Source organism: Pseudomonas sp. Root401 (assembly GCF_001425105.1).
GTDB lineage: Bacteria > Pseudomonadota > Gammaproteobacteria > Pseudomonadales > Pseudomonadaceae > Aquipseudomonas > Aquipseudomonas brassicacearum.
Genome location: NZ_LMDO01000009.1, coordinates 61,695 through 76,176 on the forward strand (window position 1 = coordinate 61,695; position 14,482 = coordinate 76,176).

The 14,482-nt window shown below is 61.7% G+C and carries 12 protein-coding genes; 8 read left to right on the top strand and 4 right to left on the bottom strand.

Features of this window, described 5'->3' with window-relative positions; translation table 11 throughout:
- Positions 1-111: 111 nt before the first annotated feature.
- From ASC85_RS08550 to ASC85_RS08565, 4 genes are all read right to left on the bottom strand, one after another.
- Positions 112-2,958: a valine--tRNA ligase gene (locus ASC85_RS08550; protein ID WP_057448990.1), complete on the bottom strand. Its 2,847-nt coding sequence runs from the start codon at positions 2,956-2,958 to the stop codon at positions 112-114.
- Between the two features lie 223 nt (positions 2,959-3,181).
- Complete coding sequence (locus ASC85_RS08555; RefSeq protein WP_027911412.1) at positions 3,182-3,547, bottom strand: hypothetical protein; 366 nt, start codon at positions 3,545-3,547, stop codon at positions 3,182-3,184.
- 8 nt (positions 3,548-3,555) lie between these two features.
- Complete coding sequence (locus ASC85_RS08560; RefSeq protein ID WP_003205282.1) at positions 3,556-3,984, bottom strand: DNA polymerase III subunit chi; 429 nt, start codon at positions 3,982-3,984, stop codon at positions 3,556-3,558.
- A gap of 60 nt (positions 3,985-4,044) precedes the next feature.
- The gene (locus ASC85_RS08565) at positions 4,045-5,535 is read right to left on the bottom strand and encodes a leucyl aminopeptidase (RefSeq protein WP_057448991.1); all 1,491 of its coding nucleotides are present in this window, start codon (positions 5,533-5,535) and stop codon (positions 4,045-4,047) included.
- Positions 5,536-5,848: 313 nt separating this feature from the next.
- Between ASC85_RS08565 and lptF the strand changes: the two genes are divergently transcribed.
- The 8 genes from lptF (at position 5,849) to pdxJ (ending at position 14,304) form a co-directional block, all read left to right on the top strand.
- Positions 5,849-6,970 (top strand): LPS export ABC transporter permease LptF, encoded by a 1,122-nt coding sequence (gene lptF / locus ASC85_RS08570; RefSeq protein ID WP_057448992.1) that lies wholly within the window; start codon positions 5,849-5,851, stop codon positions 6,968-6,970.
- Complete coding sequence (gene lptG / locus ASC85_RS08575; RefSeq protein WP_057448993.1) at positions 6,963-8,024, top strand: LPS export ABC transporter permease LptG; 1,062 nt, start codon at positions 6,963-6,965, stop codon at positions 8,022-8,024. Before lptF ends, lptG begins: the two co-directional genes overlap by 8 nt.
- 198 nt (positions 8,025-8,222) lie before the next feature.
- A complete protein-coding gene (gene lepA, locus ASC85_RS08580) occupies positions 8,223-10,022 on the top strand; it encodes a translation elongation factor 4 (RefSeq protein WP_003205274.1) in 1,800 nt (599 codons plus the stop codon).
- A 5-nt stretch (positions 10,023-10,027) separates the two neighbouring features.
- A complete protein-coding gene (gene lepB, locus ASC85_RS08585; protein ID WP_057448994.1) occupies positions 10,028-10,882 on the top strand; it encodes a signal peptidase I in 855 nt (284 codons plus the stop codon).
- Positions 10,883-11,065: 183 nt separating this feature from the next.
- Positions 11,066-11,755, top strand: a complete 690-nt coding sequence (rnc, locus tag ASC85_RS08590) for a ribonuclease III (RefSeq protein WP_057448995.1) — start codon at positions 11,066-11,068, stop codon at positions 11,753-11,755.
- Complete coding sequence (gene era, locus ASC85_RS08595; RefSeq protein ID WP_003205264.1) at positions 11,748-12,650, top strand: GTPase Era; 903 nt, start codon at positions 11,748-11,750, stop codon at positions 12,648-12,650. Before rnc ends, era begins: the two co-directional genes overlap by 8 nt.
- 171 nt (positions 12,651-12,821) lie before the next feature.
- On the top strand, positions 12,822-13,511 hold the full coding sequence (gene recO / locus ASC85_RS08600) for a DNA repair protein RecO (RefSeq protein ID WP_018603364.1): 690 nt from the start codon (positions 12,822-12,824) through the stop codon (positions 13,509-13,511).
- 49 nt (positions 13,512-13,560) lie between these two features.
- Complete coding sequence (gene pdxJ, locus ASC85_RS08605; RefSeq protein WP_057448996.1) at positions 13,561-14,304, top strand: pyridoxine 5'-phosphate synthase; 744 nt, start codon at positions 13,561-13,563, stop codon at positions 14,302-14,304.
- Positions 14,305-14,482: the final 178 nt, after the last annotated feature.

Below are 14,482 nucleotides of genomic sequence, written 5' to 3' on the forward strand. Positions count from 1 at the left end.
CCGTAATCGCGAGCAGGCTCGCTCCCACAGGGGGGGGGCAGCGTTCGTAAGAAAGTGACAGGCATAAAAAAGGAGGTCCAACTGGACCTCCCTTTTCATTGCGAACCGCTGTTACAGGCTGGCGATCCGCGCGTGCTGCTCGGCCAGCTTGCCCAAGGCCTGTTCCGCCTCGGCCAGTTTGGCCCGTTCCTTCTCGATGACTTCGGCCGGCGCCTTGTCGACGAAGCCGGCGTTGGACAGCTTGCCGCCGACCCGCTGCACTTCGCCTTTGAGGCGCAGGATTTCCTTGTCCAGGCGCGCCAGTTCCGCGGCCTTGTCGATCAGGCCCGCCATTGGCACCAGCACTTCCATCTCGCCAACCAGGGCGGTGGCCGACAGTGGCGCTTCTTCGCCGGCTGCCAGGACCGTCACCGATTCAAGCTTCGCCAGTTTCTTGAGCAGCGCCTCGTTTTCGTTGAGGCGGCGCAGGTCTTCGGCGCTGGCGTTCTTCAGGAACAGGGCCAGTGGCTTGCCCGGACCGATGTTCATTTCGGCGCGGATGTTACGCAGGCCGAGCATGAAGGTCTTGAGCCACTCGATGTCGTCTTCGGCCGCCGGATCGATGCGGCTTTCGTTGGCCACCGGCCAAGGTTGCAGCATGATCGTCTTGCCTTGGGCGCCTGCCAGCGGTGCGATGCGCTGCCAGATTTCCTCGGTGATGAACGGCATGAACGGGTGCGCCAGGCGCAGGGCCACTTCCAGCACGCGCACCAGGGTGCGACGGGTGCCGCGCTGGCGTTCGACCGGTGCGTTTTCGTCCCACAGCACAGGCTTGGACAGCTCCAGGTACCAGTCGCAATACTGGTTCCAGATGAATTCGTACAAGGCTTGTGCGGCCAGGTCGAAACGGAACTGGTCCAACTGGCGAGTCACTTCGGCTTCGGTGCGTTGCAGCTGCGAAATGATCCAGCGATCGGCAAGGGTCAGTTCAAAGGCTTCGCCGTTCTGGCCGCAGTCTTCTCCCTTATCCAGCACGTAGCGCGCGGCGTTCCAGATCTTGTTGCAGAAGTTGCGATAGCCTTCGACGCGGCCCATGTCGAACTTGATGTCGCGACCGGTGGACGCCAGCGAGCAGAAGGTGAAGCGCAGGGCGTCGGTGCCGTAGCTGGCGATGCCCTCGGCGAATTCTTCGCGGGTGGCTTTCTCGATCTGCTTCGCCAGTTTCGGCTGCATCAGGCCGGAGGTGCGTTTCTGCACCAGGGTTTCCAGGTCGATGCCGTCGATGATGTCCAGTGGGTCGAGGACGTTGCCCTTGGACTTGGACATCTTCTGGCCCTGGCCGTCGCGCACCAGGCCGTGGACGTAGACGGTCTTGAACGGCACTTGCGGCGTGCCGTCTTCGTTCTTCACCAGGTGCATGGTCAGCATGATCATCCGGGCGACCCAGAAGAAAATGATGTCGAAACCGGTGACCAGGACGTCGGTGGAGTGGAATTTCTTCAGGAACTCGGTCTGCTGCGGCCAGCCCAGTGTCGAGAAGGTCCACAGGCCCGAGCTGAACCAGGTGTCGAGGACGTCGTTGTCCTGCGCCAGGGCAACGTCCGGGCCGAGGTTGTGCTTGGCGCGGACTTCGGCTTCATCACGGCCGACATAGACCTTGCCCGACTCGTCGTACCAGGCCGGAATGCGATGGCCCCACCACAGCTGGCGGCTGATGCACCAATCCTGGATGTCGCGCATCCACGAGAAGTACATGTTTTCGTATTGCTTGGGGACGAACTGGATGCGGCCGTCTTCGACAGCGGCAATCGCAGGCTCGGCCAGCGGCTTGGTGGACACGTACCACTGGTCGGTCAACCAAGGTTCGATGATGGTGCCGGAGCGGTCGCCTTTCGGGACTTTCAGGGCGTGATCGTCGACGCTGACCAGCAGGCCGGCGGCATCGAACGCCGCGACGATCTGCTTGCGTGCTTCGAAGCGGTCCAGGCCGGCGTATTCGGCCGGGATCTGGCCGTCGAAGCTTTCGTTCAGCGTGCCGTCGAGGTTGAATGCCTGGGCTGCCGGCAATACGTTGGCGTTCTTGTCGAAGATGTTCAGCAGCGGCAGGTTGTGGCGCTTGCCGACTTCGTAGTCGTTGAAATCGTGGGCCGGGGTGATTTTCACGCAGCCGGTGCCGAATTCAGGGTCGCAGTAGTCGTCGCCGATGATCGGGATACGACGGCCAACCAGGGGCAGTTCGACGAACTTGCCGATCAGCGCCTGGTAGCGTTCATCGTTCGGGTTCACCGCCACGGCGGAGTCGCCCAGCATGGTTTCCGGACGCGTGGTGGCGACGATCAGGTAATCCTTGCCTTCGGCGGTCTTGGCGCCGTCGGCCAGTGGGTACTTCAGGTTCCACAGGAAACCTTTCTCGTCATGGTTCTCCACTTCGAGGTCGGAAATGGCCGTGTGCAACTTGGTGTCCCAGTTGACCAGGCGCTTGCCGCGATAGATCAGCCCGTCTTCATGCAGGCGCACGAAGGCTTCCTTCACCGCTTCCGAAAGACCGTCGTCCATGGTGAAGCGCTCGCGGCTCCAGTCCACGGACGAGCCGAGGCGACGGATCTGGCGGCTGATGTTGCCACCGGACTCGTCTTTCCATTCCCAGACTTTCTCGAGGAATTTTTCGCGCCCCAGGTCATGGCGACTCTGGCCCTGGCCTTCGAGGCGGCGCTCCACCAGCATCTGCGTGGCGATACCGGCGTGGTCGGTGCCCGGCTGCCACAAGGTGTTGCGACCTTGCATGCGGCGGAAACGGATCAGCGCGTCCATGATCGCGTTGTTGAAACCGTGGCCCATGTGCAGGCTGCCGGTGACGTTCGGCGGCGGGATCATGATGGTGTAGGAATCGCCCGCGCCTTGCGGAGCGAAATAATTCTCGGACTCCCAGGTGTTGTACCAGGAAGTTTCAATGGCGTGCGGCTGGTAGGTCTTATCCATGCGCGGCGGGACCCTATTGGCATTTATTCAGGAAAAGCCGGGAAGTATAGCGGGCGGGGCTGGTGCAAGCCACATGCAGCAAGCTGAATGCGGGTACAGTTGAACCCTGTGGGAGCGAGCCTGCTCGCGATGAGGCCATCACATTCAACATCCATGTTGATTGACAGACCGCTATCGCGAGCAGGCTCGCTCCCACAGGATGTTCACAATGAGGGAGAGGACGCTATTCGTACTGGCTCAGCAACCGCTCCATCCGCGCATCCAGCCGGCGCTTGATCTCGGTCTCGATGTGCGGGGCGAAGTCGTCGATGACGTCTTGCATGATCAACTGCGCGGCAGCGCGCAGTTCGCGGTCCAGGTGCAGCAGGGCGTCGGGCCCTTTGGCTTCGGTCTTGGCGGCAGGCTTGGGTTCCGGCTGGCCGTTGATCGGGTCGAACAGCAGGGGGATCTGTTCATCATGCACCGGCTCGTGCACGACCGTGTCGGTCAGCAGCGGCGGTTGCAGGTTGTCGTCGCCGAGCAGTTGGCGGATCGACTCGAGGTCATCCAGCAGGTGCGCGGGCTTTTGTGGCGGTTTTGGAGTGTCCATCGTAGGGCTCAGAGTCGCTGTAAACGGTGGTCTTGCAGAGGATAGCCCTGTTCGCGGTAGAAACGGAAACTCTCCCGCGCGGCTTGTCGGATGGCCGGGTCTTCGACCACCACTTCCGCCACACGGGCGAAGCGCTGGGCAAAGGCCGGTACTTTCAGGTCGAGGTTGACCAGCAGGTCCTGGTGCTGGCCGCAGTCATCCCCCAGCCCCAGCACGATCAACCCTTCGGGTTCGCTCTCGGCCGGGCCGTGGGGCACGAAGCTCTCGCCCTTGAAGGCCCACAGGCGTGCGTCCAGGTCCTCGCGCTGGGCGGCATCGCTGCAATGCAGGTAGATGCGGTGCCCCATGCGCCAGGCCTTTTCAACGAGCTTGCAGGCGAAATCCAGCCGCGCCGACGGATCGGCGCTGGGCAGGATATAGAAATCGACTTTGGTCATTGCGGTTCCTGAGCCGACGCTGACGCCACCCAAGGGCGACGCCAGCGACGGTCATTGGTGTCAGGCCTTGGCGCGGTCCAGCAGGTACTGGGTCAGCAGGGGCACCGGACGACCGGTGGCGCCCTTGTCCTTGCCGCCGCTGGTCCACGCCGTGCCAGCGATGTCCAGGTGTGCCCAGTTCAGGTTCTTGGTAAAACGCGACAGGAAGCAGGCAGCGGTGATGGCCCCGGCTTTCGGGCCGCCGATGTTGGCGATGTCGGCGAACGGGCTATCCAGTTGTTCCTGATACTCGTCGAACAGCGGCAACTGCCAGGCGCGGTCATCGGCCTGTTGGCCGGCGCTGAGCAGTTGGCCGATCAGCTCATCGTTATTGCCCAGCAGGCCCGAGGTGTGGGAGCCGAGGGCGACGATGCAGGCGCCGGTCAGGGTCGCGATGTCGATCACCGCTTGCGGCTTGAAGCGCTCGGAGTAGGTGAGGGCATCGCACAGCACCAGGCGGCCTTCGGCGTCGGTGTTGAGGATTTCCACGGTCTGACCGCTCATGGTGGTGACGATGTCGCCCGGACGCGAGGCGGTGCCGCTGGGCATGTTCTCGGCGCAGGCCAGGATGCACACCAGGTTGATCGGCAGTTGCAGTTCGAGCACGGCGCGCAGGGTGCCGAACACGCTCGCGGCGCCGCCCATGTCGTACTTCATCTCATCCATGCCCGCGCCCGGCTTGAGGCTGATGCCGCCGGTGTCGAAGGTGATGCCCTTGCCGACCAGTGCGTACGGCTTCTCGGATTTCTTGCCGCCGTTGTATTGCATCACGATCAGGCGTGGCGGCTGGGCGCTGCCCTGGCCGACGGAGTAGAACGAACCCATGCCCAGGTCCTTGATCTTCTTCTCGTCGAAGACTTCGACCTTCAGGCCCTTGAACTCCTTGCCCAGTGCCTTGGCTTGTTCGCCGAGGAATGTTGGGTGGCAGATGTTCGGCGGCAGGTTGCCCAGGTCGCGGGTGAACGCCATGCCGTTGGCAATCGCGGTGGCGTGGGTCACGGCGCGCTGGACTTCAGCCTGGGCGGCCTTGATGGTCAGCACGGTGATTTTTTTCAGGGCGCGGGGTTCGGCTTTCTGGCTCTTGAACTGGTCGAACTGGTATTTGCCGTCCACCAGGGTTTCGGCCAGCAAGCGGTTCTTGCCGTAGCTGTCGCGGCCCTTGATCACCAACTCGTCCAACGCCAGGGTGGCCTCAGCGCCGCCAAGGCCCTTGAGGGTGCCCAGCACGCCGGCAATGATTTTACGGAACGGACGATCGCCCAGTTCAGCGTCCTTGCCCACGCCCACCAGCAGCACGCGCTCGGCCTTGAGGTTGGGCAGGTTGTGCAGCAACAGGCTCTGGCCGACCTTGCCGGCCAGGTCGCCGCGCTTGAGTACGGCGCTGATGGCCCCGCCGCTCAGGGTGTCGAGCTGGGTGGCGACCACGCCGAGCTTGCGGTTTTCACCGACGGCGACGACCAGTGTGGCGGTTTTCAACGTTTCTGGGCTGACGCTTTTTACAACCAGTTCCATGTCCGGATCCCTGAGTCAATGGTCAAGAAGCCAGGCGCCGAGATGGTGGCGCGCTGAGCAACTGTCTTCTATATAAGAGAAGCGCCGGTACGTGCCGGCGACAAAGGCCGCAGTTTGAACCCCGGCGGCCGAGCCTGACAACCCTGGTAGCCGTTAACTTTTTGACTGTGAAGCGTCTGCTTAAAGCGTGCGCAGTGACAGGCGCCTCCAATCACAGGATAATGCGGCTCTTTTTTGGGCGGCTCGCTGCATGAGCTGGCTCGATACGTTTCTTGTTTGGCCGCCTTAGCCTGACAATCCTGGAGTGTCTGGTTTGATCGTCTTCCGTTATTTATCCCGTGAAGTCCTGCTGACCCTGAGCGCCGTCAGCGCCGTGCTGCTGGTCATCATCATGAGCGGGCGCTTCATCAAATACCTCGCCCAGGCGGCCTCCGGTGCCCTGGACCCGGGCTCGCTGTTCCTGATCATGGGGTTCCGCCTGCCGGGCTTCTTGCAATTGATCCTGCCGCTGGGGTTGTTCCTCGGCATCCTGCTGGCCTACGGGCGCTTGTACCTGGACAGCGAAATGACCGTGCTGTCGGCCACCGGCATGAGCCAACAGCGGCTGTTTCGCATGACCCTGTTCCCGGCCACGTTGGTGGCGCTGGTGGTGGCCTGGCTGAGTCTGAGCCTGGCACCCCAGGGCGCCAACCAGTTCCAGTTGCTGATCAACCAGCAGGACGCCATGACCGAGTTCGACACCCTGGTGCCAGGGCGTTTCCAGGCCCTGCGCGACGGTACGCGGGTGACCTACACCGAACAGCTCTCGGACGACCGGATCGACTTGGGCGGCGTCTTCATTACACAAAAGAACCTGTCTTCGGATACCAAGAAGGACCGTGGCATTTCCGTGCTGGTGGCCGAGAAGGGCCGGCAGGAAATCAACCCCGACGGCAACCGCTACCTGATCCTGGAAAACGGCTATCGCTATGACGGCAAGCCGGGGCAGGCCGATTACCGGGCCATCAAGTACGACACCTATGGCGTGCTGTTGCCCAAACCCGAGGTCAGCGACGAAGTCACTGATCGCGACGCGATGCCCACCGCCAGCCTGCTGGGTAACGACGACATTCGTGCCCGTACCGAGCTGCAATGGCGCCTGTCCTTGCCGCTGCTGGTGTTCATCGTGACCCTCATGGCGGTCCCGCTGTCGCGGGTCAACCCGCGCCAAGGGCGTTTCCTCAAGCTGCTGCCGGCGATTCTTCTCTATATGGCTTACCTGACCATCCTCATTTCCGCTCGCAGTGCGCTGGAGAAAGGCAAGATCCCGCCAGCCCTGGGCCTGTGGTGGGTGCACTCGATCTTCCTGGCCATAGGCCTGGGGTTGCTCTATTGGGAGCCACTACGCCTGAAGCTGGCCAGTCGTCGCAGCGCGCTGGAGGTGGCCCGTGGTTAAGCTCGATCGCTACATCGGCAGCAGCGTGTTCATGGCGATCCTCGCGGTACTGGGGATCATCCTCGGCCTGGCGACCCTGTTTGCCTTCATCGATGAAATGAGCGACGTCAGCGACACCTATACCCTGATGGACGTCATGAGCTACGTGCTGCTGACCGCGCCTCGGCGCCTGTACGACATGCTGCCGATGGCGGCGCTGATCGGCTGCCTGATCGGCCTGGGCAGCCTGGCCAGCAACAGCGAACTGACCATCATGCGCGCCGCCGGTGTGTCCATTGGTCGGATCGTCTGGGCGGTGATGAAGCCCATGCTGGTGTTGATGCTGGTGGGTGTGTTGATCGGCGAATACATCGCCCCAGCCACCGAAAATACTGCCCAGGCCAACCGTTCCCTGGCCCAGGGCGGCGGCGATGCGCAAAGCGCCAAGCACGGCCTGTGGCACCGCCAGGGCGACGAGTTCATCCACATCAACTCGGTCCAGCCCAACGGCATTCTCTACGGTGTGACCCGATATCGCTTCGACGACCAGCGGCACATGCTGTCGTCGAGTTTTGCCAAGCGGGCCAATTTCGCTGAGGACCACTGGCAACTGAGCGATGTCACTACCACCTTGTTCCATGACAAGCGCACCGAGGTGGTCGCCGCCCCGCAGGAGCGTTGGGACGTGTCGATCAGCCCGCAGCTGCTCAGCACCGTGGTGATGGCGCCTGAATCCCTGTCGATTACCGGCTTGTGGGGTTATATCCACTACCTGGCGGACCAGGGCTTGAATAATGGCCGCTACTGGCTGGCTTTTTGGGTCAAGGTGTTGCAACCGTTGGTCACCGCCGCCCTGGTGTTGATGGCGATTTCCTTCATTTTCGGCCCGCTGCGTTCGGTGACCCTTGGTCAGCGGGTGTTTACCGGCGTGCTGGTGGGCTTCACGTTCCGCATTGCCCAGGATTTGCTGGGGCCATCGAGCCTGGTGTTCGGCTTCTCGCCGCTGTTTGCGGTGCTGGTGCCGGCCGGTATCTGCGCGCTGGCCGGGCTCTGGCTGTTGCGTCGGGCCGGTTGATTGCTCGTGTAGCGAGGGGGCTGTGGGAGCAAGGCTGTGTGGGAGCAAGGCTTGCCCGCGATGAAGGCCCTGTGGTCTTTCATAGATCGAGGTGGCTGTTTCGCGAGCAAGCTTTGCTCCCACTTGCGCGGTGTATCAGGTACAATTCCCGGCTATTTTTCGGCGGGCTATGCCTGCAGCCTTTTTGAGTGTTGATCCGTGAGTGATTTGAGTCATATCCGCAATTTCTCCATCATCGCCCACATTGACCATGGCAAGTCGACGCTGGCCGATCGCTTCATCCAGATGTGCGGCGGCCTGGCCGAGCGTGAAATGGAAGCCCAGGTCCTGGACTCCATGGACCTGGAGCGTGAACGCGGGATCACCATCAAGGCCCACAGCGTTACCCTCTACTACAAGGCCCGCGACGGCATCACCTATCAGTTGAACTTCATCGATACCCCGGGCCACGTCGACTTCACCTATGAAGTCAGCCGGTCGCTGGCGGCCTGCGAAGGTGCGCTGCTGGTGGTCGATGCTGGTCAGGGCGTCGAAGCTCAATCGGTTGCCAACTGCTACACGGCCATCGAGCAGGGCCTGGAAGTCATGCCGGTGCTGAACAAGATCGACCTGCCCCAGGCCGATCCGGACCGCGTGAAGGAAGAAATCGAAAAAATCATCGGCATCGACGCCACCGACGCGGTCACCTGCAGTGCCAAGACCGGCCTGGGCGTGGACGAAGTGCTCGAGCGCCTGGTGCACACCATTCCCGCGCCGACCGGCAACATCGAGGATCCGCTGCAAGCGTTGATCATCGACTCCTGGTTCGACAACTACCTGGGCGTGGTTTCCCTGGTTCGCGTGCGCCATGGCCGCGTGAAGAAGGGCGACAAGATCCTGGTCAAGTCCACCGGCAAGATCCACCTGGTGGACAGCGTCGGTGTATTCAACCCGAAACACACCGCCACCGTAGACCTGAAGGCCGGTGAAGTGGGCTTCATCATCGCCGGCATCAAGGACATCCACGGGGCGCCGGTCGGCGACACCCTGACCTTGAGCTCCACCCCCGACGTCGATGTGCTGCCAGGCTTCAAACGCATCCAGCCGCAGGTCTATGCCGGCCTGTTCCCGGTCAGCTCCGACGACTTCGAGGATTTCCGCGAAGCCCTGCAAAAGCTGACCCTGAACGACTCGTCCCTGCAATACACCCCGGAAAGCTCCGATGCCCTGGGCTTCGGCTTCCGTTGCGGGTTCCTGGGCATGTTGCACATGGAAATCATCCAGGAGCGCCTGGAGCGCGAGTACGACCTGGACCTGATCACCACGGCGCCGACGGTTATTTTCGAGCTGTTGCTCAAGAACGGCGAAACCATCTACGTCGACAACCCGTCCAAGCTGCCGGACCTGTCGGCCATCGAAGACATGCGCGAGCCGATCGTGCGGGCCAACATCCTTGTGCCTCAGGAGCACCTGGGTAACGTCATTACCCTGTGCATCGAGAAGCGCGGCGTGCAGCACGACATGCTGTTCCTCGGCACGCAGGTCCAGGTGACCTACGACCTGCCGATGAACGAAGTGGTGCTGGACTTCTTCGACCGTCTCAAATCCACCAGTCGCGGCTATGCTTCGCTGGACTATCATTTCGATCGTTACCAATCGGCTAATCTGGTGAAGCTGGATGTGCTGATCAACGGTGAGAAAGTCGATGCCCTGGCATTGATCGTGCACCGTGACAACGCGCACTACAAAGGTCGTGCATTGACCGAGAAGATGAAGGAACTGATTCCGCGGCAGATGTTCGATGTGGCAATCCAGGCCGCCATTGGCGGGCAGATTGTGGCGCGTACAACCGTCAAGGCGCTCAGAAAGAACGTATTGGCCAAATGCTACGGTGGCGACGTCAGCCGTAAGCGCAAGCTGTTGGAAAAGCAGAAGGCCGGTAAAAAACGCATGAAGCAGGTCGGTAACGTGGAAATTCCACAAGAAGCCTTCCTTGCGGTGCTCAGGTTGGATAGTTAGGTCCTATGTCGCTAAATTTCCCGCTGTTGCTGGTTATCGCCGTGTTTGTCTGCGGCCTGTTGGCGTTGCTTGATCTGTTGTTCCTGGCGCCTCGGCGCCGGGCGGCCATTGCCTCTTATCAGGGCAGCGTCAGCCAGCCTGATGGTGTGGTGGTCGAAAGGCTCAACAAGGAACCGCTGCTGGTCGAGTACGGCAAGTCGTTCTTCCCGGTGCTGTTCATCGTGCTGGTGCTGCGCTCGTTCCTGGTGGAACCGTTCCAGATCCCGTCCGGCTCGATGAAGCCGACCCTGGACGTGGGTGATTTCATCCTGGTGAACAAGTTCTCCTACGGGATTCGCCTGCCAGTGATCGACAAGAAAGTCATCGAAGTCGGTGATCCGCAACGCGGCGATGTCATGGTGTTCCGCTTCCCGAGCGACCCGAACGTCAACTACATCAAGCGTGTTGTCGGCCTGCCGGGCGACACGGTCCGCTACACCGCCGACAAGCGCCTGTTCGTCAATGGCGAATCGGTGGCCGAACAGTTGCTCGGTTCCGAGCCGGGTACGCTGGGCAGTGCCGAGCTCTACCGGGAAAAACTCGGCGAGGCCGAACACCTGATCCGCAAGGAAATGAGTCGCTACCGCGCAACGCCGGACCGTTCATGGACCGTGCCGGCGGGGCACTATTTCATGATGGGCGACAACCGCGACAACTCCAACGACAGCCGTTACTGGGATGATCCGAACATTCCCAAGAACCTGCTGGGCATGGTCCCGGACCGGAACATCGTCGGCAAGGCCTTTGCGGTCTGGATGAGCTGGCCGGAACCCAAACTCAGTCACCTGCCGAATTTCTCGCGGGTTGGCCTGATCAAGTAATCACACACGGCGCTGTTGAACACAGCGCCGAATGCTTTTCTGGAGCCTGCGCAAGGTTGCCCGAAGGCATGAAGCCAACGATAGTCAGGACGTATTTTTGAACACAGCGTTAATTGTCCCAAGCCAACGGCGCCTTGCCGCCGTGGCGGTGGAATCCAGCCACGAACTCAGCGTGGGTAAACCGTGAGCGTTTCTCTAAGCCGTCTCGAGCGTCAGCTCGGTTACACCTTCAAGGACCAGGACCTGATGCTCCTGGCCCTCACTCACCGCAGTTTTGCCGGGCGCAACAACGAACGCCTGGAATTTCTCGGTGATGCCATCCTCAACTTCGTGGCCGGCGAGGCGCTGTTCGAGCGTTTCCCGCTGGCCCGCGAAGGCCAGTTGTCGCGTTTGCGCGCACGCTTGGTAAAAGGTGAGACCCTGGCCGTACTGGCCCGTGGTTTCGACCTGGGTGACTATCTGCGCCTGGGCTCCGGTGAGTTGAAAAGCGGCGGTTTCCGTCGCGAGTCGATCCTGGCCGATGCCCTGGAAGCGTTGATTGGCGCGATCTACCTGGACTCAGGCATGGAAATGGCGCGCGAACGCGTGCTGGCCTGGCTGACGTCCGAGATCGACAGCCTGACGCTGGTGGACACCAACAAGGATCCGAAGACCCGATTGCAGGAATTCCTGCAATCGCGCAGTTGCGAGCTACCGCGCTACGAAGTCGTGGATATCCAGGGTGAGCCGCATTGCCGTACCTTCTTCGTCGAATGCGAAGTGGTCCTATTGAATGAAAAAAGCCGGGGTCAGGGTGTGAGTCGTCGTATTGCCGAACAGGTAGCGGCCGCCGCAGCACTGATTGCCCTGGGTGTGGAGAATGGCAATGACTGATACAACCGTCACCCGCTGCGGCTATGTCGCCATTGTCGGTCGGCCGAACGTGGGCAAGTCCACGCTGCTGAACCACATCCTGGGCCAGAAGCTGGCGATCACCTCGCGCAAGCCCCAGACCACCCGCCACAACATGCTGGGCATCAAGACCGAAGGCGCCGTGCAGGCGATCTACGTCGACACCCCAGGCATGCACAAGGGCGGCGAAAAGGCCCTGAATCGCTACATGAACAAGACTGCCTCGGCGGCGTTGAAAGACGTCGACGTGGTGATCTTCGTGGTCGACCGCACCAAGTGGACCGAAGAAGACCAGATGGTCCTCGAACGCGTTCAGTACGTGACAGGTCCCTTGATCGTGGCGCTGAACAAGACCGATCGCATCGAAGACAAGGCTGAACTGATGCCGCACCTGACCTGGTTGCAGGAACAGTTGCCGAACGCCCAGATCATCCCGATCTCTGCCCAGCACGGCCATAACCTCGACGCGCTGGAGCGGGTGATTGCCGAACACCTGCCGGAAAACGATCATTTCTTCCCCGAAGACCAGATCACCGACCGCAGCAGCCGTTTCCTCGCCGCCGAGCTGGTGCGTGAGAAAATCATGCGTCAGATGGGTGCCGAGCTGCCCTACCAGATCACGGTCGAGATCGAAGAGTTCAAGCAACAGGGGAAGACCCTGCACATTCATGCCTTGATCCTCGTCGAACGTGACGGCCAGAAGAAAATCATCATTGGCGACAAGGGCGAGCGCATCAAGCGCATCGGCACCGAGGCGCGCAAGGACATGGAGCTGCTGTTCGACTCCAAGATCATGCTCAACCTGTGGGTCAAGGTGAAGGGCGGCTGGTCCGACGACGAGCGAGCGTTGCGTTCGTTGGGTTACGGCGACCTGTAATCGTTTACTTGAGTGTATGAATTCCACTGTGGGAGCGAGCCTGCTCGCGATAGCGGTCTGTCAGTCAACATCCCTGTTGAATATCAGTCCCTCATCGCGAGCAGGCTCGCTCCCACAGTGGGTTGTGGTTGTCAGTAAAACTGCGTTTACTCATTGAGAACTGCGATTCCCATGCCCCCAACCCAACCCACCGGCCAACCCGCCTACGTCCTCCACAGCCGCGCCTACCGCGAAAGCAGCGCCCTGGTGGACTTCCTCACGCCGCAAGGGCGGCTGCGGGCGGTGTTGCGTGGGGCGCGGGGCAAGGCCGGGACGTTGGCGCGGCCGTTCGTGCCGCTGGAAGTCGAGTTCCGTGGCCGGGGCGAGTTGAAAAATGTCGGGCGCATGGAAAGCAATGGCGTCGCGGCGTGGCTCAACGGTGAGGCGCTGTTCAGCGGCCTGTACCTCAATGAACTGCTGATCCGCCTGCTGCCCGCCGAAGATCCCCACCCGGCCGTCTTCGACCACTACGCCGCCACGCTACTGGCCCTGGCTGAAGGCCGGCCGCTGGAGCCGCTGTTGCGCTCCTTCGAATGGCGGCTGCTGGATGACCTGGGCTATGGCTTCGCCCTGAACACTGACCTGCACGGCGAACCCATCGCCGCCGATGGCCTGTACCGCTTGCAGGTGGATGCCGGCCTGGAGCAGGTCTACCTGTTGCAACCGGGGCTGTTCAACGGTGCCGAGCTGCTGGCCATGGCCGAAGCCGACTGGAGTGCGCCAGGCGCCTTGTCGGCAGCCAAGCGTCTGATGCGCCAGGCCCTGGCTGTGCATCTGGGCGGTCGGCCACTGGTCAGTCGCGAGTTGTTTCGCAAGCCCTGATCAACCCGTATGCTGTGGGCCGACCATTCGTCCATTCAGGAGCCTTTTCGTGAGCACCAGCAATCGCATTCTTCTCGGCGTGAACATCGACCATGTCGCCACCCTGCGCCAGGCCCGCGGTACCCGTTACCCGGACCCGGTCAAGGCCGCACTGGACGCGGAAGAGGCGGGCGCCGACGGCATCACCGTGCACCTGCGTGAAGACCGTCGCCACATCCAGGAGCGTGACGTGCTGCTGCTCAAGGATGTGCTGCAAACCCGCATGAACTTCGAAATGGGCGTGACCGAAGAAATGATGGCGTTCGCCGAACTCATCCGCCCGGCGCACATCTGCCTGGTGCCGGAGACGCGCCAGGAGCTGACCACCGAAGGCGGTCTCGACGTGGCGGGGCAGGAGGCGCGGATCAGCTTGGCAGTGGAGCGCCTGTCGAAGATCGGCGCCGAGGTGTCGCTGTTCATTGATGCCGACGAACGGCAGATCGAGGCGTCCAAGCGTGTTGGCGCGCCGGCCATCGAACTGCACACCGGTCGTTACGCCGATGCCGAGACCCCCACGGATGTGGCCGATGAGCTGCAGCGAGTAGCTGACGGCGTCGCCTTCGGCCTGGCCAAGGGCCTGATCGTCAACGCCGGCCATGGCCTGCACTACCACAACGTCGAAGCCGTCGCGGCCATCAAGGGCATCAACGAGCTGAACATCGGTCACGCGCTGGTGGCCCATGCGTTGTTCGTCGGGTTCAAGTCGGCGGTGGCGGAAATGAAAGCGCTGATCCTGGCTGCCACCAGACCCTGACCCGACCACCACATCCTGCGGGAGCTAGCCTGCGGGAGCCGGCCTGTGGGAGCAAAGCTTGCTCGCGATAGCGGACTGACAGTCAAACCGCTATCGCGAGCAAGCTTTGCTCCCACAGGCACCACATTAAGGAGTGTTTGTTCCCACAGGTCCCCCCCAGATTAAGGGGTGTGTCTGG